Source organism: Heyndrickxia sp. FW510-T9 (assembly GCF_058781025.1).
The window spans coordinates 1,885-25,950 of the sequence record NZ_JBYSWK010000004.1 but is presented as its reverse complement, the minus strand read 5'-3'; the positions used below and the strand labels follow the sequence as shown (position 1 = coordinate 25,950).

Genomic DNA, 24,066 nt, shown 5'->3' with positions numbered 1-24,066 from the left:
AACGGAATTTTGCAAATAATTGATTGACATGCAACCAAATGATTGCATATAATTAATATATGGATAGAATTTTTAAAGCACTAGCAGATGAAAACCGCAGATTACTATTAGATCAGCTTTATAAAGAAAATGGACAAACCTTAAGTGAGCTCTGCACCCATTTAGATATGACTCGCCAAGCAGTGTCCAAGCATTTGGCTATTCTTGAAGAAGCGAATCTTGTTGTCGTGATTCGAAATGGGCGGAACAAATTCCATTATCTAAATGCGGCACCTATCGCTGAAATTTATGAACGATGGATTGGAAAGTATGAACGCTATCGGGTCGAGGCTCTAAGCGAACTAAAAAGAAAACTAGAGGAGGAAAACGATGACTAAACCATCATTTGTATATGTAACGTACATTGCAAGTACACCCGAAAAAGTATGGAATGCATTGACTTCAGGAGAATTTACGGAAAAATATTGCTTTGGAAGAAGAGTTCAATCAGATTGGAAAGAAGGATCAGACGTCATCTTCCTTCGCGAAAGAGATGAACTAGATGTATACGGTAAAGTCCTTATCAGTGAACCGTACAAACGATTATCCTATACCTGGTTCCATGCAGATGAAAAGCCTCAACGCGCGGAACCATCCATCGTTACCTTCGAATTGCAGCCATTAGAGGATACTGTTAAATTGACCCTTATTCATGAAAATGTTGCAGAAGGAGATATCGTTGATAAAGAAAATACCTTCGAGGGACTTAACAATGGCTGGCCAGCGATAATTAGTAATTTAAAAAGCTTGCTTGAAACAGGGAAAGCTTTAAAGGCCGTTTATGTTTAAAATAGAGAGAATCGTGAGCGATTCTCTCTTTTTATATCTCTTTACATCATTTTTCCGAAATCAACAATAATCATTTACAAAGCCTTCATATTTAGTAATTCGTAATTGTTAAAGAAAAGGTTCAATTTTTCTAAAAAAATTCCCGCTACAAAACACGAGCGGAAATAATCATCTTATGGATGTGACACTATCAAAGTTAATTTTCCTTCAAGAGTAAATTCCCAAGTACCAGCAGGCAGGATAAAGTGGTCCCCTTTTTGGATAGGATATGCAATTCCATCTACCACGATAGATCCATTCCCATCTACCACACTAAACAATTGGAAAGGCTGATCTTGTGTAAATGTTGTTAGTCCATGAATGTCCCACTTATAAACAGAAAAGTATTCTTCTTTTACAAAAGTGGTGATGTCAGCTCCCTGCATGTTTGTTTTCTTAATATGTAATTTCGAATCTGTATGTGGAACTGTAGCTACATCAATGGCTTTTTCTAAATGTAACTCCCGTTTGTTCCCTTTATCATCTGTGCGATCATAATCATAGACACGATAGGTCGTATCAGAGCTTTGCTGTGTTTCCAACACAAGTGTTCCTTCACATAAGGCATGAATGGTTCCGCTTGGTACATAGAAAAAGTCACCGGGCTTAACTGGAACACGACAAAGCAGTTTGCTCCACTCCTCATCTTCAAGCATTTTGATAAGCTCTTCCTTCGTATGAGCATTATGACCGTAAATTAGCTCCGCACCTTCTTTACAATCAATAATATACCAACATTCTGTTTTTCCGAGCTCGCCATTTTCGTGTTTGTTTGCGTATTCATCATTTGGATGTACCTGAACAGAAAGATCTGTACTCGCATCAAGAATTTTCGTCAACAAAGGAAATACCTTTGTTTGATAGCCTCCAAACAATTCGCGGTTCTCATTCCATAACTGAATCAATGATTTGCCTGTAAATTGGCCATTTTTCACCACTGATGGTCCATTTGGATGAGCAGATATCGCCCAACATTCCCCCGTATGGTTAGATGGAATCTCGTATCCAAATTGGTCTTTCAGTGCAGTGCCTCCCCAAACTCGCTCTTGAAAAACAGGCTCTAAAAATAATGGTTGTACCATGTTTCATTCCTTCTTTCATTATTCCTCTGACTGTTTTGCTAAAATAAGCGCTCCAATAATTCCGGCATTGTCTCCAAGGCTAGGGGGAACAATATATTCTTCAAGCGGTGGTAATTCCACATAACCATTAATAAGACCTGCAACCTTTTCCCGTATCAACGGAAATAATTGCAATTGCTTCATCACGCCTCCGCCTAAAATAATTTTTTCAGGAGAAAGCACTAAAATATATTGCATTAAGGCTTGTGCGATATAATGTGCTTCCATTTCCCAAACTCTGGAATCATCCTTTAGCTCTATTCCCTTTTTACCCCAACGCTCTTCAATCGCCGGACCTGCCGCCAATCCTTCTAAACAATCCTTATGATAAGGGCATTTCCCTCTGTACGAGTCTTCTTCATGTCTTCGCACTAAAATATGTCCCATTTCTGGGTGCGTTAAGCCTTGTAGAAGGGTTCCCTGAACGACTGCTCCTGCACCAATCCCTGTTCCGACTGTAATATATAAGCAGCTCTCTAATCCTTTTGCTGCTCCCAATGTCACTTCCCCCAAAGCTGCAACATTTACATCGGTGTTGAAGCCCATAGGAATATTCAATTCTTTTAGTAGCACTTGCAAAAACGGGTAGTTGGTCCATGCCGATTTTGGAGTAGAGGTAATATAACCATATGTATTGCTTTTTTTATTAATATCAATTGGTCCAAATGAACCTACGCCTAATGCGCTAATATTATGTTTTTGAAAAAATTCAATGACATGTGGGATTGTTTCATTAGGTGTTAGAGTAGGTAACTGGATTCTTTCTATTATATCTCCTTTATCATCACCAATAGCGCAAACAAATTTCGTTCCTCCCGCTTCGATTCCTCCGTAGTACATAAGCGTATTCCCCCTTTATCCCTCATATATCTCAAGTGGCAATTCATCAGGGTCCTTGAAAAATGTAAACTTTTTATTCGTAATAGGATCTTGACGAATATCTTCACACTTAATTCCCCGCAATTCTAATTCCTTTTTCGCTAATTCTACAGAATCAACCTCAAACGCAAGATGCCTTAAACCGGCTGCTTCGGGCTGTGATTGTCTATAAGGTGGATTCGGAAAAGAAAATAATTCAATTTGATACTGTCCTTCTATTGTTAAATCTAATTTATATGACCCTCGTGCTTCTCTAAAAGTTTCATTCACGACAGAAAACCCTAGTTTATTTACGTAAAAATCCTTGGATTTCTTATAATTTGAGCAAATAATAGCTACATGATGGATTCGTTTGAATAACATATTCCCACCTCATTTGAAATCATTGTACCACAATAGGAATATTTAACCTGTTATTGAACATAAATCCATCACCATTTTTGTGAAATGCACAAAATTGATTTGTAACAGCACATATTTACGCTTGAATCGCACGAAAGTCATCTCGAACTGCACGAAATACATAACCAACCGCACGAATCACAACTATAGACCCATAAATATTCATTTTATTTCCAAATAAAAAAATTCCCATGACCATGTCCTCTCTAGAAAGTATGTAAATATTTCCCTTCCAATTATTCAAGTAATCAACAAGTATTGTAATATAAAAAAAAATGTGAAGTTTACCTCCACATTTTCCAAAAAAATCGATATTTTTGCTTTGCTAATTAGTATGGTTAGCGCCAATACCGCCTTATGTGCATACATTCACTAAAGTTATTCGTACCGAATAACAACCGTTCACATGTACACATAAGGCTGGAAATCAACAATAATCATTAACAAAGCTATTATTTAAAATAACTCCAACCATCTTCCTGATAAACTTTTCCTTCCTTCATCAGTTTACCAAGACCCCTTTTAAAAGCGGCTTTGCTCATGTTAAAGCGAGCTGTAATATCCTCAGGGTTGCTTTTATCCCAATATGGCATTTTCCCGCCGCGGCTTTCCATATATCGATAAATGATATCAGAATCATCCTCCATCGCTTCGTGGCCTCTTTTTAACAAGGAAACATTAATGGACCCATCCTCCTTCACATCAACAATCCTTCCCTCCACCTTTTGACCAAGGCGTGGCTCTTGTTTTCGCTGTGATTCATGGATAAAGCCTATGTAGTTTTCATCGGTAAGAATAAAGGAACCGATTTTCAACAAGCGATAAGCCCTTCCCGAAACATTTTTATTAAAATCTTTCCTATTTGCCGGTTCCGCTATTGCACGCATAATATCCTCTGTCGCAAGTCTACCAAACAGACGATCATGTTTATCCGTTTTTAAAGTGCAGTATAATTGATCACCTTTTGCAGGCCATAATGTTAAAAGTAAAGGTAAGTCGTCCTTGGAGACAAGAATATCCTTACTAATTCCAATGGAAACGAACACTCCTAGTTCTTCCCTTATCTCAACTACCTCCACCCAATCATAAGTTCCAATTTGGATTTTTGGAATCGTCATGGTTGCAGCTAATCTTCCTTGGTGATCTTGATAGAGGAACACCGTTTGTGGCTCCTCTGGATCAAATGTTTCCAATATTTCGCTTTGATGAAGAAGCACATCCTCTTCACCATCTGATAAAAAATACCCGAATGGCGCTTCCCGTTCGACATCAAGCTGGACAATTGTTCCTGGTTGTAGACCTGTCATATATAAAATCCTCTCTATCCTATTCATTATAGTTTTCATTCGATTTGCAATAACTATTCAATGTTTTTTCTTTCTATTGTACATCAAGGCTGTTTTTAAAGAAATTGTTGTTTGTCATTCTTTGTTTTAATTCCTAAAACTGTTTAGGTTTGTACAAAACTTACTAATATGTGGTTAAAGTGAATTACAGTTATTAAGACTGTTGTCAAAAACGAATAAAGAAACGATTTAAGCAAAGAATATGTTCGAAGTTAATGGTTTACTGCCACTAATATGAAAGAAATGAGTGATATAAATGGATAAAGATCGCGATTTTCATGAATCAGACACACATCTTAATTCTCCATATGAAGGGGTTGAAGCTGATCCATTTGGAGGACCTAATATGGGGCTGAAGTTAGATTTGCCGCATGATAACCCCTTTCATGTTACATCTCTTAAAAAAGATAAAGAACTAGAACGGTTTTCAAAATACTTTGATGGAAAAATTGATACTGACGGAAAGGATGAATAGCATGACACAATCTAAAGGACAAAAGCAACGTCAATGGAATGTAAGAAAGCAATCGCAAAACCCACACGGGAAGGTAAAATCACTAGAGGAAATTGCCGATGAAATCACACCCAACGCAAAAAGAACGAAGGATTAGAACAAATGTGGCAGCGACTTGCTCATCCGCTAGCCGATAGGTGGTATAGCTAGACGTAGACAAATTTATAAAAAAAGTTATCCAAAGAACTAACTTTTATATTCTCTTTATCAAGAACAAAGAAAAGTAAGGGCCTATTCTGATTTGGCCCTTACTTGAAATTACCTATTATTTTGTAGAAGCTAAGGAGTGAGTAACATCTATTACTGTTTGTGCAAAGGATTTAGTAATAGTCTTTCCACTTTCAGTCTTTACCTCAAGGGCTAATACTTCTAATTCAACCCCTCTCAAAATATTGATATTTGTCTTTTGTATAGTTTTCACTTGCAGTTTAAGACTATTATATATTGCTTTATTTGAAATATATCCCTTTTTGTAACCCAAATCGATCAGCTCGTCTAAATGATCCACATCCATCATTACGTTGATAGAAAAATCCCGCTTACTTACATTTCCAGCTTGATCCATTGCCACAACGGAAATGGTGTGTTTACCAAGAGAAAGCTGAAGTGGGTCAATTTGAACTGGGTTTTGCACTTCTTTATTATCTAAAGTAATCTTCACGCTTTTTACGCCTGTACCCTCATCCGTAACAATCACATTCTCGGTTACACTATCTGTTAAATAGAACGATAACTTATTAATGTCTTGGATAACTGGAGGAGTTTTATCCACTAGTTTAAAATCGTTTATGCTTAAAGGCTTTAATTGATAACTATCTTTAAATATAGATGATACTCCAGAAATGATCACGACATCACCATTATGATACTGTGATGAGAATTGAGCGAACGTTAATCCTGTTCTTTCATCCACTCGCACTCTTGTTACCTTATCCCCGTTCACTGCATCAAACTCAAATGCATTATTTAAGGATTCTAGATTTTGGATTTTTACATTCTCTAACTGTACAAGCTGACCTTGATTTTGCTCATTCAACTCGCTTACCGTAACAGGCTTTGGCACATCGCTTGTTCCTGTTTTTTCAATTGCTACTGGATCGGATAATTCTAGCTCACTATTGTAAATGGAAGATGGTGCCGAAATTTTCACTACATCTCCTAGTTTATAATCACCATTATTTAAAAATACATATATCCCTGCGGTCTTATCTTGCATATAGAAGCCTTTGCCTCCAAATGCACCTGGAGTCGAGGTTACAACTCCTTCCACTGTTACAACATCTCCAGCCTTCCTTCTTGCATCAGCTATACTAATTAGATCTGGTAAGTTTGGCTTGTCCGCTGGAAGTGGTTCAGCAGGGACATTACCTATCGAAACCGCTTCTGTTTTAAGGTTATTACTGCCACTACGTAATCGTAAACTAGCAGCACCTGTTATACTTGGATTTATTCTTACGGTTAAATCTTTACTTGCGTGACCTAATGAGTCTGCTTTAACAGAGAAATTCTCACTATAGTTATAGGAACTTGGCCACGTTCCATCGGAATTTTGGATCTGCGCTACCTGTGTTCCTCCGCTAACATAAATCCCTACTTGTAGACCACTAACCGTTTGCCCTGGAACAAGATTATCTAAGGAAACACGAATTTGGAATTCCTCAGCGTTTGGCAATGTTGCTTGATGCACAAATGTGTAAGTTGGGTTTACTGCTGCTGGTTTTGTAGAGCCGTAAGATCCTGCCGCAAATGTTGATGGATCATACCACTTATAACCACCTGTTGGCTGTGCCCATGGTTCTGGTTGTGGTTCCGTTGAATTCTGCGGTTGTTCCCAATCATATAATTTTGTTACCGGACTAAGTTCTAATCCAGAAACTTGGTCAAAACTCGTATAGTTTTCTTGATTCGCTAACCAATTAATTGTGTTAATAAGGTACGTACTATCGTCACCTTCTGTGGAAAAACCATCATAAGTTGATTTTGCTTTTCCAGTATCTTCGCGAAGATATTTTGGAGTAGAGTCTTCAACTGGTGAAGAATCTCCTAAGAAAGCTGCTTTCCCTTTACCAAGTTTAGCGATAGCTGCAAATGCACCTTCCTCAATTCCACCATTATTATATACTCCTTGGTCAACAGCACTTGCCCAACCAGGAGGATTTTTTGGCATATATATTAAACCTTTTGCTTTAGTAGGATCTAAGATTGCTAGAGTTGATCCTGCATGCATTTCTACTGTTGTTACACCTTTGGTAATTCCAAAGGATTGGTCTGGTGTTACTACAGTTTCTCCGGAAGTAATATCACCTAAAGCATTAGTACGGAAACGAACACCGAAATTATCAGCTAACCAATCAGAGCTTACAACACCTTGCATTGCTTGTGAATTGGCTTCTTCCGTTGTCATACCTTTAGTTGGATCACTCCATGCACCACGGCGATACCCATTGAAAGCTTCTCCGGAATCCCAGCGGTTTAAATTACGATCTGAATTATAGTGATCAGCGATAAAAAAGATACTTCCGCCATTTTGTACATATTGTATCATCGCATCTTGTTCTGACTTCTTAAACGGAATATTCGATTCTCCAAGAACAAACACACTGTAATCCTTCAAGTCATCATACGTAATTGGTGTTGTCTTTCTTAGTTCTTTTACATAATAACCTTGATCGGCAATTGCATTTCCAAAATCTGAAAATCCACCATCGATCACCCAGTCAGCTGCCCCTGCAGTTTCACCGTGAGTGTTATCGAACAATATCTTTTTCCCATTCGCAGGACCTTTTGCATTAATAAATGGGGCTGGATCATTTGGACCTTCCGCCTTGACAGCATGCAAACCTGAAAGTGTCGGAATTGTCCCTGCAAGAAGAACTACTGTTAATACTTTTACTAACAATCGTTTTAATTTCCCCATAATTGCCTCCCCTTAAATTTGTTAATATGCCACACTTTTTTCAGAGATTCATAGAAATGTGACATACTCAAAAAGATAATATCATCACTCTATAAATCATTATATAGGTCGATTCGCCTGAAAAAGTGAAGGGGGGATTAAGATTATGTAAACTTTAAATGAAGAAGTTTCTTTAGTTTTTTGGGTTTTCCCCTATTATCCACACCGTGACAAAAGACCTATCTTTAAAATTTCCCAATATATACCGAATAGAATCCGTTATGAGCTACCGCCTCGTAGACCAGGTATGTAAATGTCCACCAACTTGCCTTTACTTCGCTGTTATTGGGCACAGCTAAGGCTAGTAGAAATTTGAGGAGCAAATTTCACTTGTTCAAACAGGTCGACCAACAATCAATTTTTTACACACACAAAAAACAGCTACCTATTTGAAAAGTAGCTGTAGTTTATTCCTATGTTATTCTAAGATGTTTCACATAGATGGTTGAAATGTATAATGTTTGTTGGGGCAACTTCCTTATTTGAAAGTAACTTTCTTTACACATACAAAAAAGCCCTTATTCAATAACTGGTAAAACTTTGGTCCCCTTTTCCATTTCAGAATTACATAATGGACATTTGGGCGTTTCTTCAAGAGAGAATGCTTCCCTCATCCATCCGAAACAACTCTCACTTGTACATGACCAAATCGATGTTTCCACTTCAGGTACTGGTTCCTTCTGGCCTCTGAAGTATGCCATAATAGATCTCATCCCTTCTATGAGTTACCTTTAGTATATCATTATTTTATAAACTAAGATATACTAATAGCGCAAAAAGGAGGCGATGCATTCACCTCCTTTTATGTACATACTCAATTATTTTATGCTGCAAGGATTGTTTTTACTCCATATTTTTCAAAAAACGTATAAAACATACTTAAAATAGGAAAACGAACCTACTCCAATAAGAATAGGTTCCGTTTTTACCGCTATATAATTAACTTGCTGAGTTCATCTATTGATTTCCTATAACCAACAAGCACCAACAATGACTAGAAGGATAAATAATACGACAATTAACGCAAAACCTGCGCCAAATCCTCCTACTGGTGCACCATAACCATATCCACCACAGCCTCCATATCCACCATAAAACATTTACATCCATCTCCTTTTCACAATTTTTTATTCATTAATAGACGTAAGCGGAACCGATAATAATCAATAATATAAATAGTACAATGATTAATGCGAATCCACCGCCAAAACCACCTGCACCCATTTATAACACCTCCTACTGTGTTATTAATAATAAGATATGGGATTATCCCAATTGTGGGTGGGTATTTGACCATTTTTGAAAAAAATAATAAACTAGCCGTTCCGCTATATTGTGAATTGCCTACTAGAAAAGTTGGATAGTGCTGGAACAAAGAATAGGATGGAGACAGAGACAGGATATGTGCTTTGAGATGGTGTCCATTCCTCTTAACGAGATCTTGGAGGACACTGGTTCCGTTATCTGTGACAAAATGGGTGTTTTCGTGAGTTTATCGGACATAGGTTCCGTTATTCGGTGAAAAGACAGTAATTTTCTTGTTTTTTTATCGAATAGCGGATCATGTGTCCTGTTAACTCTTATAATAGCGTCATTTGTGAAAAGTAGCGGATCCTGTGTCCGCATATAGACTATTGCCTTTTGTAAATAGTTTTATATTCTAAAATACACATAAGAAAGGAAGCATTTTTTCTAAGTAGAGTAAGATGATAATATGATTATCTTTTACCAATCTGTTAAACGATAATGTTGGGATATTTCAACTAGTTAGTCCTTCTTCATTTTCATATTTTGGACTCTAATATCGCCTTCCTATAAATCGTAAATTGAACTACCATTGCTCTTTAAAAAACTGCTGATCTTCATTAATCAGTAGCTCTAGGGTCACTTAGTACATAAGAAAGTTACTTTTCCCCTTTTGTACTATACTGAGAAAGATGGGAAAATTGGTTGTAGTCTTTTATTACCCATTTTTCCTGTTGAAAATAAACATTGCTAATACAGGCATTTACCAATTTGGTTTTTCCTGAACCTATTTCTCCATTCGAGAAAGTAGCTAAGATTGTATTAATAACTGCTCCATGTGCAATGAGTAATACTTTTTTCTCTTTAAACTGTTGATTTACCTTCTGTACTCCTCTCATAACACGCTTATTAAATAACTCATAGTCTTCTTGGTTTGGATAAATCTTATTTGGGTATCTTTTTTTTCTATCTAGTTTTGGCATCCCCTCTGCATCTCCATAATGTCTTTCCATAAACTCAACCATCTCAATAATTGGTGCGCTAATATTATTATTAATTATTTCAGCTGTCTGTCTTGCCCTTATTAGAGGACTTGTGATAATAACATCCCAACCGAAAGATTTAAGATATGCACTACACTCCTGAGCTTGTAAAAACCCTTTTTCATTTAAAGGTATATCAGTGCTACCTTGAAGCTTTCCTAATGCATTCCATTCCGTTTCACCGTGTCTTACCAAACATATTGTTGTTATTTTCGCTCCCTCCCTTTCCCTATCCGTATATATTCTTTTTTAACAATAATTGTATCGTTTTTCCTTTACTACAACCTAGGTCCAACATAATTGAATCTCCTCTAATTTTTGTATGAGCAGTATTCATTTTCTATTTAGATATTAATGATTCCTTCTGAAATTGTTTTTTTCATTAACTAACTTGCTCTTTGACTAAAAAAGAGCCGCAACAGCCTCTCATTGTTAACTCGTGCCCCATTAGTAAGTCTTTACACTCTTTTCGCCAATTGCATTAGAGTCATATCATCCATTGGTGGATTATGAAGACCTGCCCTGACATCACGGTAATACCGCTGTAGCGGGCTTTTTTCCGATAAGCTCCTTGCACCGACAATTCTCATCGCAAGATCTACTATTTCTACTGCTTGATTAGTAACCGTTAGTTTTACCGCGCCAAGCTCAGGATTCATATTACTCCGAGTCTCCGTCGTTCCCTCATCCCACATTTTTGCAACAGAATACAGAAAATGTCTTGATTGCATAAGCTTTAATTCTATTTCACCAAACTTTTGCTGAATCGCAGGCAATTCAAAAATTGGATGGTTTAGACTGTTAGGAGCATAACTTTTCGCAAAAGCAGACGCTTCCCTCTTAGCTGCTTCGGCAATCCCTAAATAGCATGCTGGAATATGCAAAAGCCAACCATTTGCTGATTTACTTCTTGGTCCAACCTTCTCTGTTAAAAAGTTCTTTGGAATCTCAACATTTTCCATCACAATATCGTGGCTTCCAGATGCCCTCATCGCCACACTATCCCATGTTTCATCAATTGAAAGCCCTGGAGTATTGCGGGGAATAAGAAAATAAGCTACCTCATCGGAATCTTTAATGGTTGCGGATATGATAAAAAAGTCTAGTACAGGAGACATCGTTGTAAACGACTTTCTACCATTAATCACCCATAAATCACCTTTTTGGTCTGCAGTTGTGGTCGGTTTTCCGCCTCGGGTTGGACTTCCCGTTTGTGGTTCTGTTGCACAGACATTAAGAAGTGCTCCCTGTTGAACCTCTTCACAAATATAGGAAAACAGCTTTTCATCCCAATTACGTTTATCGGATAAATTCATCATATTTCCCATATGCCAGCCTATCGACAAAGCTGTTGCACCATCGAAGGTCGCGATGGTTTCCTGAAAACGAACAAAGTCGTACAAAGAAATTTCCGCTCCTCCGTATTCCTTAGGTGAAGTCAGCCGGGTATAACCGATTCGCTTTAAGTCCTCGATATTTTCAAAAGGAAAACAAGCATCCTTATCATTTTTGGCCACGCGATTATGAAATGTTTGAACTAACCCTTCGAGAACGTGTAGGCGATCATCAAATGTTTGTATGCTTAACAAATCCATCTTTTTCCCTCCAGCATAATCAGCTTTTCTTTATTTTAACGTATAATCATTTTTAAATTCTAGTTATTGACTCGGAATTATGATAAATGAAACTTTCGAGATGATTATTCGTAAAAAAGTAAAACGGGAGGTGTTCATTTGTTTTTGTTTCTATTTTTTGTCATACCAGCTCTAGGAGTATTGTGGTATTTAAATTTTACAAATTTCCTTATTCGACTAAAAAAAGATCAAAATACACATAATCAAAAAGTGTTAGGCTCTATTTTAACGTTTCTCCTAATCTTTGCATTTCTATACGGTATTGGTTTATTAATAGAATAATAACCTCTTTTTCCGAACTCAAATGTTAAAATAAAAATAAAAAGGTTTTTGCATATGATTATAATTTGGTTTCTTTTGTTCATTGCACCCCTTACCTTGTTTATTCATGAGTTTGGGCATGCAATAGGTGCGTATCTTGTTCAATCGGATAAAATTCAATTATTTATTGGGGTTGGAAAAAAAATATTTTCTTTCCCTATTTGGAAGATAACAGTTCATATCCACTCGTTTTACATGCTCGGTGGACATACTGCTAGTGAAAGGAATCCTTACTATACAAAAGCGGAACAAATCATCATTTCACTATTTGGACCTTTGCTAAATGGAATGGTGGGGATATTTAGTATGTTACTATTTTCAGCTAGTAATTCTAGTGTTCTCCTATTCTTTAATCTTTTTAATATTTGGTTATGTGTCATTAACCTGATTCCGTACCGAATTGGTGCCAGGCACTCTGATGGATTTGTAGTTTTGAAAACTTTGCTGGAAAAAGAAAATAAAAATGATGCCATGTAGAAGAAATAATAGTTACATAAAGCGTATCTCAATGCATCTAAAGCGCACCATTCAAATAGTGCGCTTTATAATCAAAATCCGGCTATTTCTCCATAGCTTCCCATTCCTTTACAAATTCACTTAACTGGTTATCAATATATGCTTTACTTGGAACATGCTTTAATATTTCTGCTTGGCTGTATACTTTTCCGCCTTTAATTACATAGTGAATGTCCTTGGTATGCCGAATATTTTCAAGCGGGTTATTATTCAAAATGACAAGATCAGCGATATTTCCTTTTTTTATGGAACCTACATTCTCCAAATGAATGGATTTAGCCGCATCAATGGTTGCCGCCTGCAAGGTTTCCATTTCGGTTAAACCTATTTCTACAAACAACTCTAATTCGCGATGCAAAGCCATGCCGGGAAATGTCCAAATTAGCGCTGGTGAGTCTGTCCCTGTAACTACGGTCCCTCCTAAATCAAAATAGGTCTTTGCGACAACTTTTGTAAACTGATTTAATTTACCAATTTGTTGTTTCATTACTTCTGTTTGTTCAGACATATTTCTCCAATGCTCTATCAGTATATCTTCTTTTTCGAGTGACTCCGTTACCTGATTATTTGGATACCAAAATTGAGGGTATTGATCTACTTGGTCATAGATAACAAGGGTTGGACAGAGCTTTACATTGTATGTAATCATTTGTTCACAAAGTTCTTTAATCTTCCTTTCATCTGGTTCTTCCCAATCGAGATGACTCCATTGGTTCTGGTCTGCATGTGGATACCATCCTTTATAAAGGGCTTGAGCAAATCCCGATGCATGTTCAAACCAGGTAACACCGATTTGTGCTGCATCTAAAGCATTCAAATCCTTGGAATGAATCAAGTCACAGCTCACTTCCAAATCATATTTTTTCGCCTCGTTCACTACTGCTTCCATAACTTCTCTATTGACCCAGCCATATGCTTTTATAAACTTTACACCAGCGGCAGCCTGCCTTCTCACTTCCTGTCTTGCCTCTTCCGGATCATCAGTGACTAGGTTTCCAAAGCTTGTTGGTCCCCATAGTCCTGGAGTTCCGTCAATCATGCGATCTGCTGAATATACTTGCGGAGTCGGTGCATCAATAGGTGCATGAATTAAGTTTTTAATCATGAATACATTTCCTGCTGTATTGCGAACCGTTGTTACCCCTGATGCTAGAAAATGTGGTGCGTACCTTTCCTGAATATGACAATGCATATCAATTAATCCTGGAATAATAAATTTCCCCTTTGCGTCAATGACCGGAACCCCTTCAGGCAGTACTTGATTTGAAAGAAAGATTCTCTTTAATTTACTTTCTTGAATTTCGATAGATCCGGTAAAAGAATTACTATTTTCTACATCGATAATCGTTCCATTTGCCACTATATAATGTTTTCGTGCACTCATTTTTTATCCCCCTTAAATCATTTCCGTTATAATGTAAATATCTTAATTTTTGATAATTTCATTGTATATAGAGCATTTACTAGAGTTTTAAAATTTTCATATAGTGGAATGGTGGGATGTAGATGGTACCTTACGGTGAAACATTACGACAAATTCGTTCACAAAAAGGATTGACCATGAAGGAACTTGCCGATGGAATTTGTTCGGTTTCTTTTTTGTCGAAGTTTGAACGAGGTGATTCAGATATTACTCTCGGACTTTTTACTAGAATTTTAGAAAAACTAATGCTTAGTTTTGATGAGTTTTTATACATTCATAATGACTATATGCCTGATCAGCTTGAACAATTTTTTAAAAAGATAAGTACGGCATACCTCAATCGGAATTCTGCTCAGCTGAAGCATCTAAAGAAACAGGAACTGGAAAAATGGAATAAATACAGAATAGATACCTATTATTGCAATGTTTTGATGCTTCAAGTTTATGAACGAATTGTCGATGCAAAGGCAATTGATGAAGATATTAATAAAGAGGATATAAAAATTTTATCGGATTATTTATTTCGGGTTGAGATATGGGGTTATTATGAATTAAAACTTTATAGCGCTACGATGCTGTTTCTTGAGCCTAGCATGGTCGTTCAGTTATCTAAAACAGCCTATGAAAAAAGTATCCGTTATCGAAATTTAAAAAGGGTGAACGAAGCGATCATATCCATCATTATAAATACCATTGGCTATTTATTAGGTCCTGTAAATCGTTTTAATGAAAAATTGGAGTATCGAAAGGAAGTCAGTGAGTTCTTTTCCTATCTAGAAACGATTGCATTGCCTGAGAGTCAATTGTTGGAACGGGTTGAATTACTGCATTTAAAGGGTGCATATGAATTAAAGATAGGAAACAAGGAAGAAGGAATTGCTAAAATACGACATGCTATTCAAATCCTCTCCGATTTAGGTTCTTACGGAATTGCAAATAGAATTGAAAATTATTTGCAGCAAATTTTGGATTGCACTAAATGAAAATGATTGGACAAGAATGGCGGTATAGCGTGAGTTAGTTGTCATTATAAGCTTTCTTAAGGACAGTTGGGGGATCCTGGTGAATCTCCCCGCGAATTTGAAAAATGAAAAATCGTAAAAGAATATATAAACCTAGTAATAACAGCATAAAACGAAACTGGATTCTTATGAAAAACCCACTGCATTTCCTTTTTCAAATAATTTGTTTGCATCTATACAGTAAACTCGTATAAAAACCATCGCGTTGATTTTTTCTATCTATGCATTCACATTCCCAAGCACACCATTCGTCGCGGGAATCGCTATAATAACACAGCCTCACATATGCTTATAGGCGGTAACCATATCATCATTAGCAATAGCTTTTAAATCCTTCTAATTTTTATTGAAGTGCTGAATTATTAACCTATCATTAAAAAAAGCTTGAAGAATCAAGCTTTTCTCATTTCGTTATCGAAAATTTTATCCGACTAGGTTTTCAATTCTAAAATTAGAACTTTTCATCCTCAAACTGTTCTACCCAGCGATCTACATATTCGATAATATATCTTAAGCTTCCTTCTTCAAATGGAGACTGCAGACGTGCTCGGTGGACGATTTCGACAAGTGATTCACTGCCACCAACCCGACAAATATTCAAGAAATCATTCCAGCCTTCCTCGCGGTTTTCGTTGTATCGAACCCATAGTTGTACCGCACAATTATGCGCTAGATCATAATCAATAAAATAAAATGGTGTTTCAAACAGGTGGCTGATTTGATAGAAGTTTCCTCCACGCTCTAAAAATTCATTTCCATCGTAATCCTTTTCAGGCATATAGATTCGTTCTATTTCTCTCCATTTTGCTTTTCTTTCCTCTTTTGTTGCAGAAGGATTATCGTAAAGATAATGTTGAAATTCATCAACGGCATTCGCCCAAGGCATTAATATAAAGGCTTCCGTTAAATGGCTAAACTTATACTTTCCTACATCATCACCAAAAAACAATTCCATCCATGGCCATACAAAGCGTTCCATCGTAAACGAATGAATTTCCGCTGCATCATAGGTTGGAGAAATGTATTCGGTAATTGGTGTATTCCGGTTCATATAAAACTGAAATGCATGACCAGCTTCGTGTGCAAGAACTCTTACATCATTCGGAGTTCCGACTAAGTTCGCAAATATAAACGGTGCTTTTTCCATCCCAATAAAAGTGGCAAAAGCACCACCCCTCTTACCCTTTTTGCTTATAAGATCCATATTTCCATGAGTAACCAAGTAGTCAAAGAATTCCTTCGTTTCTGGGGATAGCTCTGAAAACATCTTTAAAGCCTTCTCTATCACTTCGTCGGTATCACCCAAAAGCTTTGGTGCACCTGTTTTGAAATGCACTCGTTCATCGTAATACTTTAGTTTTTCCACTCCGATTCTTTCCCTTTGTTTTTCAAGAAGCTTCGAAATAAAAGGAACTCCATATTGCTTCACTTGGTCTCGATAAATTTTGACATGTTCAGGAGAATAATTCGAACGGCCCAATCTATCATAGCCAAGCTGTGTAAAGGACTCGTAACCTAGTTTTCCAGCGATTATTGTTCTCACCTTAATAAGCTTGTCAAGGATGTCATCGAATTCGTTTTCATGATCGGCATAATACGAAAAGATGGATTCATAAGCTTTTTTCCGTTCACTTCTATCCTTTGAAATGGTGTAGCGACTCAATTGAAAAGGAGTCATTTTCTCCCCGTTAAACTCCATTTCAGCTCTTGATAACAATGAAAAATAGTCGCTAATCATCTTTTTTTCTTGGTGAATCTCTTCAGATATATCGTCAGAGTAAATTTTCACCTTCAACTCTGCAAGCTTAAAGATTTGAGTACCCCAGCGATTTTCCAGTTGTTCTCTAAAGGACGCATGTAGAATAGCATGAAAATACTCCGTCACTAATTCTTGGTAGGTAGGACTTACTTGATCAAAGAATGCTTGCTCCTCTTTATATTCTTCATCATTTAAATTAATCATATGTCGTAAAAAAGCTAACTGCTCCATCGATTCAAACTCATTTCGCATTTGATTCAGCATTAAAAATAGATTATTTTGAATATCAAATATGTGGGCTTGATGGAACTTCTCCAACAATTCATGGAATTTCTGCTTAAAATCCTCCATATTAGGTCTTGCATATTTCATCTCATTTTTCGTTTGCATCTGATTCTCTCCCTTCGATTATCTTGCTCCTTTTTTGTATGTCTCTTTGGTTAAAATATAGTAGTACTCTGTAAACACTTCGTTTTTCTTTTGAAACAGCTTTTTTTCTCTCTTATGTAGTATGAATCCTGCGTTCTCCATAGAAAGACAAGAGCTGCGGTTTTGCTCTCATGCTTGGGCATGTATTTCTTCCATGTCTAATTGGTCAAAAGCGTAATCATATACTAGCAATCTTGCTTCCTTTGTGACCCCTGTTCTCCAAAACTTTCGCCCAATTCTCTGTGCTTCTGCAAAGACTATTTTTTTACCACTTAGTATTGTTGGAGCAATCCAATAGGTTCCAGCAAATTCCTTTGTTTCGTTCACCTCAACTCCCCAAGCGATGATCCCTTCTAGAATGATATATCTTTCAAGCAACTGCCTAATCTCCTCTTTTTGATCTGGTACGGTATTTCCTGTCCAACGATGCATCTCTTCGTCCAGCATGATGTTGAAGAAAGAGTCACTATCCCTAGAAGAATCGAGCTTTCTTAGAGTTACAATTTCCCCCTTAAGTGTTGGAGAATTGGATTGTATTTCCATAACTCTTTCACCTCTCTCATTAAACCTGTGCTTTATTAAATTCTCTGTGATAATGATTTGTAACCTTATAAAAACCGACTGTATGGTTTTTATAGTACCCAACACTTTCCAAATTGTTAGACTATAGCCTTGTTGGATCCCTAACTATTTGTTACTTGTAAATAAAATATTGCCAAAACCCAATATTTTCCCCTTCAGTTACAGGATAATTGGATATAAAAAAAAATACAATATTTGTTATGCTAAAAGCCGCAAGTAATTTATTGAATATGACAAAACTTTGAACAATTCCGTCACTATTATACTTGATTCTTTTTAGTTTTCCTCACTACTAAAGGTAAACTATCTCAAGTTCTTTAAAAAAACAAAACCTGAGGAAACTTTGAAGAACATTCTCCATCTTATACATGGGGAATGTGTATTTGAAAAAAGTTTACTCTAAATCACTACTAATCACGTAGCTTGTCTGTATTCTAGTTAAAAATAACTGAAATTGAAGTTAGTAAATTAAAAAACGTTAAGATCCATGTATCTCAACGTTTTTTATACGCCTCCTATTGCCTAGACATTTCTTTTAGTAACTTTCCCTAATCCAAATGCAATCAAAAGAAGAAGCATAAGAGAAAAAACTATGGCTAAAATACTTCCTTCCCCAAATAATGCAGTCAAAATATCGGCAAAGGAAGGAATACCAAATGCATATAGTAAAGGTAATAGTATACATGTTGTAATAATGCCCATTACAAATGATAAAACTAATTTCTTCTTTTTGCTCATAAGTTTCACCTCCTAAATATATTTTACTACAGAATACCCAATATTTATTAATTATTTTGATAAGTCAAATAATAGGACTGAACTACAGACATTATGAAATATTGATATCCACATTAAAATTCAAATAATATTTTGGAACTAGTTGAAGTATGAATTAAATAATATTGTAACTTAAAAAATTGTTCTTCTTTAGGCTAAGGTCATTACTACCTAAGCATCATAAAATATAAAAAGACATCTTTTGCTAAGGTTGGGTGCAGTGAACGAGGGATCAGTCCTTTCGTCCCGCTAAAAAGGAGGGAATTATTTTGTACAATGTTTTAATGTTCGTCGATTCGGGTGTGGATGATATGTTTGCACTTATGTATGCATTGTTGCACCCGGAAATAAAAGTTGTTGGAGTAGTAAGTGGGTATGGCAATATCACGAAGGAGGAATCGGTGGCACATACCGCCTATTTATTGAAATTAGCAGGCAGACAGGATATTCCGATTATTGCTGGATCATCGGGGCCTTTATCTGGAGAAATAGCACAATTTTATCCTGAAATCCATGGAAAAGGTGGATTTGGACCAATCCAACCCCCTACTAATATGGAAGAAGTAAATGTTTATGATACTAATAAAATTATTGAAATTGTAAATGCATATCCAAAAAACTTAATCATTATTGGGGTTGGTAGGCAAACAGATGTAGCTTTGCCACTGATTATCTATGGGTCGGATGTTTATCGGAATGTAAATGCCTTATATATTATGGGTGGTGCATTCCTCGGTCCCGGAAATGTAACTCCTGAAGCTGAAGCTAATTTTTACTCGGATCCCATTGCAGCAAATCAAGTGATGGAAAAGGCAAGAAACATCTATTTACACCCATTAAACATAACGAGTAGAGCTCTTATTCCTCTAGAGGTTATTAATTATATTACAGAGAAAGGAAAATCACCTTTTAAACATTTAATTAAACCCGCTTATGATTATTACTTTAATGCTTATAAAAAAATTGTACCAGGAATAAAGGGCGCCCCCTTACACGATGTCATGGCAGTCAGTGCAATTGTGAACCCGAAACTCGTCACTTATGTACCTCGGAGAGTAACAGTAGAACAATTCGGATCAGCTCGCGGAAAAAGCATTGCTGATTTTCGCCCTAAGCCTACACCGGAACCTGAAGAAACCCTTGATTGGATTGGAATGGATGCTGATATTCCTGCTTTTATTAAAGATTTCACGCAAATATTTATGAGAGAAATTACAAGCAAATAATTTGTAAGGGAGTACAAATAAAAGATTATTCGTACTTCCTTTTTAGTTTATGAAAGACACTATATACCTTAGAATCTTCCAAAGTGGTCTTCATCGAGGCTATGAAGGACATTCTCCTTCTAGAAATCCTCACTTGTGTCATTCATCATGACATTGAATGACACTTTCCTTCCTGAAATCCTCCATTGTGTCCTTCTTCATGGTTCAAATCCGCGCTGGCTCACATAAATTTGATGTTCCGAAAATACATTCTTCAATCTATCAACAACCACTTTATATGCACCCGGGCCATACCATTCCTGCAAACCAAGCTCCTCGTACATTTTTTCAATACCTAACCTTTTTGTCCGCTTCCCTCCACTTCCATCACCCATAAAATAATCATCCACACAAACACGTTCCACTAATGATTTTAATATTTCCGGGAAGTCCTCACTACTTGGTAGTACTGGTGCAATTGTTGCTTGCATTGGGATACCAGCGTCTTTTAACATCTGCATTGTTTTCAACCGTGCATTCACAGGTGTAGCACCTGGAGTAAAATGCCTCCTTACCCTTTCCAAATCTGTCTCAATGGTCATACTGATTCGGACTTTCTCCCCTAATTGCTGAAACAAATCAATGTCCCTGCGAACAAGCGGACTTCTCGTTTGTACCAATAAAAAATCGGGCGGATCCTGGACCATCACCTCTAACAAAGAACGTGTTACTTTTTCCTTATGTTCTATCGGCTGGTAAGGATCTGTACTAGAAGACATGAAAATAGTGACCTTCCCCTTTTTCTTTGCTCTCTGAAGCTCCTTTTTGAACAGATCTGCTGCACCATTTTTCACATCTACCCAATCTCCCCACTCGCCTTCCCGAAAAAGTGATACAGGCATTTGTCTTACATAACAATAAGAACAGCCAAATGTGCAGCCTGTGTACGGATTTAGAGAGTGGCTATATCCTGAAAGATAACCAGTGCCTTTATTTAAAATTGTTTTTGGATTTTTGTAGAGAATTTCTTTTTTCACAGTCTCACCTCTATAAAAATTATAAACGTTAATATAGAAGTTGTTCTATTATGTTAATGGAAATCCTTTTGCTATATTTTAAATATAAGTGTTTCCTTCTTCATAAATCCTTAACATATGGCACATATACTTTTATGAAAGGGAAAATCATAATGGGAATAAGGGCTTGTACGTTCATGTGCAAAATAAAAAGGATGAAACCAAGATGCTTGATATTGATTTAATTGGAAAGACAGTATTAATCGTGGAGGATGATTCCAAAATACGGAATCTTGTGAAAATATATTTAGAAAAAGAGGGCTATGAGGTTCTTGAGGCCAAAGATGGAAATGAGGCCATAAGGATGATCCATGATTATGACCCATGCCTGCTCATACTTGATCTTATGCTTCCCGATATAAGCGGTGAAGATGTCTGCCGCTGGATTCGAAATGATTTAAAAAGTGTGATACCTATTATTATGCTGACTGCAAAAGCTTCGGAAGCCTCGAAAATTAACGGCTTCAAGCTTGGTGCAGATGATTACGTTGTAAAGCCATTTAGTCCTGCTGAATTAATGGTGCGGATTGAAGCCATACTCCGTAGAACAGCGAGCCGCTGCGGAAAGCTCAGCTTTATTGGACTAACGATTAAACCAATAAAAGGTGAAGCACTGGTAAATGGAGTCCCTCTCGATTTAACCTTTTTTGAGTTCAGACTCCTTCATTTATTTATGCAGCATCCTGGACAGGTACTTTCTCGGGCCCAAATTCTTGATTCCATTTATGGGAATAATGAGAGAGATGTGACGGATCGAACAATTGATGTTCATATAAAGAATCTTCGGGAAAAGATAAAACAACTGACTGAAGTTGATTATATTCATACGGTCAGAGGAATGGGGTATAAGTTTGAGCCCAAAAAAGATTAGCTGCGAAGAAACATACAATCATCTTTCTCATGAACTGCGCACTCCTTTAACAAACATTAACGGATATTTAGAAGCATTGCATAGCGGTGTTATAACCGGTACAAAGGATGTTTATGAGTCCCTGCTTGAGGAGTCCGAACGTTTAATCAAGATGGTGGAACAAATTTTATATATGGAAAAATAGAAAGGAGATATTTGAAAATGAATTTTACTTTTAAAGATAGAAAAGTCACAACCAACACAGACTTTGGAGTTTTATCTATATCACCTAATGTAGAGCTAGGATACCGCCCATCTGAGCTTTTCATCTCCTCTTTGATTGGCTGCAGTACTCCGACATTAGCCAATATTTTAGTAAAAAGGAGAATATCCTTTCAACATATTAATATAAACACCACTGCAGTAAGAAATCCTGAAATAGCCAATAGAATAGAACAAATTTCAATCACCGCCGAGGTAGAATCTGATGCGGAAATGAGTAGTGAATTGGCAAAAAAAATAGCGGATTTAGTGATAAAAAATTGTGGAATGATACAGTCTGTTATTAACAGCATCGAGATTTCCTTTGAGATTGTATTTACTCCTAAAAGATAATGGCAACCTATATAACATTAGGCAAGCTTTCCATACCAGCTGATACTGTGGCAGCGTTTGCTTCCCTTTTCCTCAGTGCTCTTCTATTTAAATACACGGTAAAGAAGCGTACCCAGGACTGGTATTGGAATAGCTTTATGCTGTATATTTTGATTTACAAATTAAGCTATATTTTAACTAATTTTCAGTTGTTTCTTGATAACCCCATTTCCCTCCTCTATTTCAATGGTGGAATTTTGGGGCAGATTTTAGCATTTGTAAGTATTTCACTTTATATTTTCTATCAAAGGAAACATATTGCGTTAAGTAACTTTTCAATTTATTTAAATTTTTTTATTATCTATCAAATAGTACTCCATTCATTAAATCAAAACTTTTTTCCTATTCTTTTTGAGTTCCTAATCGTTTTGTGGGCTCTTATAATGGCATATCAAAAAAGAATTTCGATAAAATGGTTTTTATTCTTTCTTTTGTTAGAAGCATTAATCCTAAGTATTTTTAATGAGTTAATAACGGTCAGGAATCTTTCCTTTGAATTTTGGGGATTATTCATATTAATGGTAATAAAAAGGAGGAACAGGATTACGTGAGGAAAAATATACTAACGATCGCAATCCTAGTATTGGTGGTTCTCATTGTCGTGATTAATTTTTGGAAACCTTCTATTTTTCAAGGAGTGAAAAAAACGGAAGTAGCTGCGCCAACTATAGCTCAAGGTACTGCCAAAGCAAAATCAGGCAACGTGGAAGAAGGCTTCCAAGCCCCCGACTTTGAACTAACAACCCTTGATGGAAAAAAGGCAAAGCTTTCCGACTACCGCGGACAAAAGGTCATATTAAACTTTTGGGCATCATGGTGCCCACCTTGTAAAGCCGAAATGCCGCATATGCAAAAATTTTACGAGAAAAATAAGAACAACAACATTACTATTGTTTCCGTGAATTTAACTAATGCGGAAAGAAGCAGTGACGCCGTTCAAACCTTTATAAAAAAGAATAAACTTACCTTCCCTGTTCTTCTCGATGTAACTGGAGAAGTGGGAAAAACCTATCAAGCTTTTACTATTCCAACTAGTTATATCATTAATCAAAATGGAGTCATTAGAAAGAAAATGATTGGTCCTATGGATGAGGACATGATGAAGAATTTCACAGATAATATGTAAAACTTTAAAAGAAAGAGTATGGGATGTTTCTTGGTATCATTCCTTACTCTTTTTTATTTATTTTGTTAGATTCCTATCTTTACATGACCGTGTTTTTTCTCTTTCTCTGTCTGAGAGCATGTTTCCTCCGTGAATGTGACCGTTCCTCCTCCCTCCCCTAGTTCACGGGCACGTTCCTGCCGCGAATGTGACCGTTCTTCTGCTCTTTACTCGTCTGCGGGCACGTTCCTGCCTTGAATGTGACCGTTCTTCCTCCCTTTCTCCGTTTGCGGGCACGTTCCCGCTGTGAATGTGACCGTTCTTCTGCTCTTTACTCGTC

General features: G+C 36.7%; 26 protein-coding genes. 11 read left to right on the top strand and 15 right to left on the bottom strand.

Annotation, left to right across the window (positions count from 1 at the left end; genetic code table 11):
- The first annotated feature begins 59 nt into the window (after positions 1–59).
- Positions 60–377 carry an ArsR/SmtB family transcription factor gene (locus AC3WJF_RS03335; protein WP_492449686.1) on the top strand — a complete coding sequence of 106 codons (318 nt, stop codon included), beginning with the start codon at positions 60–62 and terminating at the stop codon, positions 375–377.
- The gene (locus tag AC3WJF_RS03330) at positions 370–828 is read left to right on the top strand and encodes an SRPBCC family protein (RefSeq protein WP_492449685.1); all 459 of its coding nucleotides are present in this window, start codon (positions 370–372) and stop codon (positions 826–828) included. Before AC3WJF_RS03335 ends, AC3WJF_RS03330 begins: the two co-directional genes overlap by 8 nt.
- A gap of 173 nt (positions 829–1,001) precedes the next feature.
- Here AC3WJF_RS03330 and manA read toward each other — a convergent pair whose 3' ends face one another.
- From manA to AC3WJF_RS03310, 4 genes are all read right to left on the bottom strand, one after another.
- A complete protein-coding gene (gene manA / locus AC3WJF_RS03325) occupies positions 1,002–1,949 on the bottom strand; it encodes a mannose-6-phosphate isomerase, class I (RefSeq protein ID WP_492449684.1) in 948 nt (315 codons plus the stop codon).
- 18 nt (positions 1,950–1,967) lie between these two features.
- A complete protein-coding gene (locus AC3WJF_RS03320; protein WP_492449683.1) occupies positions 1,968–2,828 on the bottom strand; it encodes an ROK family protein in 861 nt (286 codons plus the stop codon).
- A 15-nt stretch (positions 2,829–2,843) separates the two neighbouring features.
- Positions 2,844–3,230: an SMU1112c/YaeR family gloxylase I-like metalloprotein gene (gene gloA2, locus AC3WJF_RS03315; protein ID WP_492449682.1), complete on the bottom strand. Its 387-nt coding sequence runs from the start codon at positions 3,228–3,230 to the stop codon at positions 2,844–2,846.
- 491 nt (positions 3,231–3,721) lie between these two features.
- Positions 3,722–4,576: a CvfB family protein gene (locus AC3WJF_RS03310; RefSeq protein WP_492449681.1), complete on the bottom strand. Its 855-nt coding sequence runs from the start codon at positions 4,574–4,576 to the stop codon at positions 3,722–3,724.
- Between the two features lie 295 nt (positions 4,577–4,871).
- Here AC3WJF_RS03310 and AC3WJF_RS03305 point away from each other — a divergent pair, with 295 nt between their 5' ends.
- Together AC3WJF_RS03305 and AC3WJF_RS03300 are read left to right on the top strand one after the other, a co-directional pair.
- The gene (locus AC3WJF_RS03305; RefSeq protein WP_492449680.1) at positions 4,872–5,090 is read left to right on the top strand and encodes a hypothetical protein; all 219 of its coding nucleotides are present in this window, start codon (positions 4,872–4,874) and stop codon (positions 5,088–5,090) included.
- A 1-nt stretch (position 5,091) separates the two neighbouring features.
- A complete protein-coding gene (locus AC3WJF_RS03300; RefSeq protein WP_492449679.1) occupies positions 5,092–5,226 on the top strand; it encodes a DUF6254 family protein in 135 nt (44 codons plus the stop codon).
- A 168-nt stretch (positions 5,227–5,394) separates the two neighbouring features.
- On the opposite strand, the gene AC3WJF_RS03295 is transcribed toward AC3WJF_RS03300, so the two are convergent.
- The 6 genes from AC3WJF_RS03295 to AC3WJF_RS03270 form a co-directional block, all read right to left on the bottom strand.
- The gene (locus AC3WJF_RS03295) at positions 5,395–8,046 is read right to left on the bottom strand and encodes a DUF5689 domain-containing protein (protein ID WP_492449678.1); all 2,652 of its coding nucleotides are present in this window, start codon (positions 8,044–8,046) and stop codon (positions 5,395–5,397) included.
- 557 nt (positions 8,047–8,603) lie between these two features.
- Entirely contained in the window at positions 8,604–8,786 is a 183-nt protein-coding gene (locus AC3WJF_RS03290; protein ID WP_213094856.1) for a cold-shock protein, read from the bottom strand.
- A 267-nt stretch (positions 8,787–9,053) separates the two neighbouring features.
- Positions 9,054–9,185, bottom strand: coding sequence for a YjcZ family sporulation protein (locus tag AC3WJF_RS03285; RefSeq protein ID WP_492449677.1), 132 nt, complete (start codon positions 9,183–9,185; stop codon positions 9,054–9,056).
- 34 nt (positions 9,186–9,219) lie between these two features.
- Positions 9,220–9,309 carry a YjcZ family sporulation protein gene (locus AC3WJF_RS03280; RefSeq protein WP_492449676.1) on the bottom strand — a complete coding sequence of 30 codons (90 nt, stop codon included), beginning with the start codon at positions 9,307–9,309 and terminating at the stop codon, positions 9,220–9,222.
- Between the two features lie 680 nt (positions 9,310–9,989).
- Positions 9,990–10,583, bottom strand: coding sequence for a histidine phosphatase family protein (locus AC3WJF_RS03275; protein ID WP_492449799.1), 594 nt, complete (start codon positions 10,581–10,583; stop codon positions 9,990–9,992).
- 248 nt (positions 10,584–10,831) lie between these two features.
- Positions 10,832–11,968: an acyl-CoA dehydrogenase family protein gene (locus AC3WJF_RS03270; RefSeq protein WP_492449675.1), complete on the bottom strand. Its 1,137-nt coding sequence runs from the start codon at positions 11,966–11,968 to the stop codon at positions 10,832–10,834.
- 375 nt (positions 11,969–12,343) lie between these two features.
- Between AC3WJF_RS03270 and AC3WJF_RS03265 the strand changes: the two genes are divergently transcribed.
- Complete coding sequence (locus AC3WJF_RS03265) at positions 12,344–12,805, top strand: site-2 protease family protein (RefSeq protein ID WP_492449674.1); 462 nt, start codon at positions 12,344–12,346, stop codon at positions 12,803–12,805.
- A gap of 82 nt (positions 12,806–12,887) precedes the next feature.
- Here AC3WJF_RS03265 and AC3WJF_RS03260 read toward each other — a convergent pair whose 3' ends face one another.
- Complete coding sequence (locus AC3WJF_RS03260) at positions 12,888–14,228, bottom strand: amidohydrolase family protein (protein WP_492449673.1); 1,341 nt, start codon at positions 14,226–14,228, stop codon at positions 12,888–12,890.
- 122 nt (positions 14,229–14,350) lie between these two features.
- Between AC3WJF_RS03260 and AC3WJF_RS03255 the strand changes: the two genes are divergently transcribed.
- The gene (locus tag AC3WJF_RS03255; RefSeq protein WP_492449672.1) at positions 14,351–15,250 is read left to right on the top strand and encodes a helix-turn-helix domain-containing protein; all 900 of its coding nucleotides are present in this window, start codon (positions 14,351–14,353) and stop codon (positions 15,248–15,250) included.
- Positions 15,251–15,740: 490 nt separating this feature from the next.
- Here AC3WJF_RS03255 and AC3WJF_RS03250 read toward each other — a convergent pair whose 3' ends face one another.
- From AC3WJF_RS03250 to AC3WJF_RS03240, 3 genes are all read right to left on the bottom strand, one after another.
- Positions 15,741–17,438, bottom strand: coding sequence for a M3 family oligoendopeptidase (locus tag AC3WJF_RS03250; protein ID WP_492449671.1), 1,698 nt, complete (start codon positions 17,436–17,438; stop codon positions 15,741–15,743).
- Between the two features lie 168 nt (positions 17,439–17,606).
- Positions 17,607–18,020 (bottom strand): GNAT family N-acetyltransferase, encoded by a 414-nt coding sequence (locus tag AC3WJF_RS03245; RefSeq protein ID WP_492449670.1) that lies wholly within the window; start codon positions 18,018–18,020, stop codon positions 17,607–17,609.
- Positions 18,021–18,581: 561 nt separating this feature from the next.
- The gene (locus tag AC3WJF_RS03240) at positions 18,582–18,797 is read right to left on the bottom strand and encodes a hypothetical protein (RefSeq protein WP_492449669.1); all 216 of its coding nucleotides are present in this window, start codon (positions 18,795–18,797) and stop codon (positions 18,582–18,584) included.
- A gap of 308 nt (positions 18,798–19,105) precedes the next feature.
- Here AC3WJF_RS03240 and AC3WJF_RS03235 point away from each other — a divergent pair, with 308 nt between their 5' ends.
- A complete protein-coding gene (locus AC3WJF_RS03235) occupies positions 19,106–20,062 on the top strand; it encodes a nucleoside hydrolase (protein WP_492449668.1) in 957 nt (318 codons plus the stop codon).
- Positions 20,063–20,259: 197 nt separating this feature from the next.
- On the opposite strand, the gene AC3WJF_RS03230 is transcribed toward AC3WJF_RS03235, so the two are convergent.
- Positions 20,260–21,078: an SPL family radical SAM protein gene (locus AC3WJF_RS03230; RefSeq protein WP_492449667.1), complete on the bottom strand. Its 819-nt coding sequence runs from the start codon at positions 21,076–21,078 to the stop codon at positions 20,260–20,262.
- A 205-nt stretch (positions 21,079–21,283) separates the two neighbouring features.
- Here AC3WJF_RS03230 and AC3WJF_RS03225 point away from each other — a divergent pair, with 205 nt between their 5' ends.
- The 4 genes from AC3WJF_RS03225 (at position 21,284) to AC3WJF_RS03210 (ending at position 23,747) form a co-directional block, all read left to right on the top strand.
- On the top strand, positions 21,284–21,988 hold the full coding sequence (locus AC3WJF_RS03225) for a response regulator transcription factor (protein ID WP_492449666.1): 705 nt from the start codon (positions 21,284–21,286) through the stop codon (positions 21,986–21,988).
- Positions 21,969–22,172 carry a histidine kinase dimerization/phospho-acceptor domain-containing protein gene (locus tag AC3WJF_RS03220; RefSeq protein ID WP_492449665.1) on the top strand — a complete coding sequence of 68 codons (204 nt, stop codon included), beginning with the start codon at positions 21,969–21,971 and terminating at the stop codon, positions 22,170–22,172. The genes AC3WJF_RS03225 and AC3WJF_RS03220 overlap by 20 nt, the downstream gene beginning before the upstream one ends.
- 17 nt (positions 22,173–22,189) lie before the next feature.
- Positions 22,190–22,582, top strand: coding sequence for an OsmC family protein (locus AC3WJF_RS03215; RefSeq protein WP_492449664.1), 393 nt, complete (start codon positions 22,190–22,192; stop codon positions 22,580–22,582).
- Positions 22,583–23,168: 586 nt separating this feature from the next.
- A complete protein-coding gene (locus AC3WJF_RS03210; protein ID WP_492449663.1) occupies positions 23,169–23,747 on the top strand; it encodes a peroxiredoxin family protein in 579 nt (192 codons plus the stop codon).
- Positions 23,748–24,066 lie beyond the last annotated feature (319 nt).

Coding starts and splice junctions, on each gene's coding strand:
- AC3WJF_RS03225 (WP_492449666.1), top strand. CDS start 21,284: ATGCTTGATATTGATTTAATTGGAAAGACAGTATTAATCGTGGAGGAT.
- AC3WJF_RS03240 (WP_492449669.1), bottom strand. CDS start 18,797: ATGAGCAAAAAGAAGAAATTAGTTTTATCATTTGTAATGGGCATTATT.
- AC3WJF_RS03270 (WP_492449675.1), bottom strand. CDS start 11,968: ATGGATTTGTTAAGCATACAAACATTTGATGATCGCCTACACGTTCTC.
- gloA2 (WP_492449682.1), bottom strand. CDS start 3,230: ATGTTATTCAAACGAATCCATCATGTAGCTATTATTTGCTCAAATTAT.
- AC3WJF_RS03265 (WP_492449674.1), top strand. CDS start 12,344: ATGATTATAATTTGGTTTCTTTTGTTCATTGCACCCCTTACCTTGTTT.
- AC3WJF_RS03320 (WP_492449683.1), bottom strand. CDS start 2,828: ATGTACTACGGAGGAATCGAAGCGGGAGGAACGAAATTTGTTTGCGCT.
- AC3WJF_RS03300 (WP_492449679.1), top strand. CDS start 5,092: ATGACACAATCTAAAGGACAAAAGCAACGTCAATGGAATGTAAGAAAG.
- AC3WJF_RS03285 (WP_492449677.1), bottom strand. CDS start 9,185: ATGTTTTATGGTGGATATGGAGGCTGTGGTGGATATGGTTATGGTGCA.
- AC3WJF_RS03310 (WP_492449681.1), bottom strand. CDS start 4,576: ATGACAGGTCTACAACCAGGAACAATTGTCCAGCTTGATGTCGAACGG.
- AC3WJF_RS03255 (WP_492449672.1), top strand. CDS start 14,351: ATGGTACCTTACGGTGAAACATTACGACAAATTCGTTCACAAAAAGGA.
- manA (WP_492449684.1), bottom strand. CDS start 1,949: ATGGTACAACCATTATTTTTAGAGCCTGTTTTTCAAGAGCGAGTTTGG.
- AC3WJF_RS03250 (WP_492449671.1), bottom strand. CDS start 17,438: ATGCAAACGAAAAATGAGATGAAATATGCAAGACCTAATATGGAGGAT.
- AC3WJF_RS03335 (WP_492449686.1), top strand. CDS start 60: ATGGATAGAATTTTTAAAGCACTAGCAGATGAAAACCGCAGATTACTA.
- AC3WJF_RS03305 (WP_492449680.1), top strand. CDS start 4,872: ATGGATAAAGATCGCGATTTTCATGAATCAGACACACATCTTAATTCT.
- AC3WJF_RS03295 (WP_492449678.1), bottom strand. CDS start 8,046: ATGGGGAAATTAAAACGATTGTTAGTAAAAGTATTAACAGTAGTTCTT.
- AC3WJF_RS03290 (WP_213094856.1), bottom strand. CDS start 8,786: ATGGCATACTTCAGAGGCCAGAAGGAACCAGTACCTGAAGTGGAAACA.
- AC3WJF_RS03215 (WP_492449664.1), top strand. CDS start 22,190: ATGAATTTTACTTTTAAAGATAGAAAAGTCACAACCAACACAGACTTT.
- AC3WJF_RS03280 (WP_492449676.1), bottom strand. CDS start 9,309: ATGGGTGCAGGTGGTTTTGGCGGTGGATTCGCATTAATCATTGTACTA.
- AC3WJF_RS03260 (WP_492449673.1), bottom strand. CDS start 14,228: ATGAGTGCACGAAAACATTATATAGTGGCAAATGGAACGATTATCGAT.
- AC3WJF_RS03245 (WP_492449670.1), bottom strand. CDS start 18,020: ATGGAAATACAATCCAATTCTCCAACACTTAAGGGGGAAATTGTAACT.
- AC3WJF_RS03330 (WP_492449685.1), top strand. CDS start 370: ATGACTAAACCATCATTTGTATATGTAACGTACATTGCAAGTACACCC.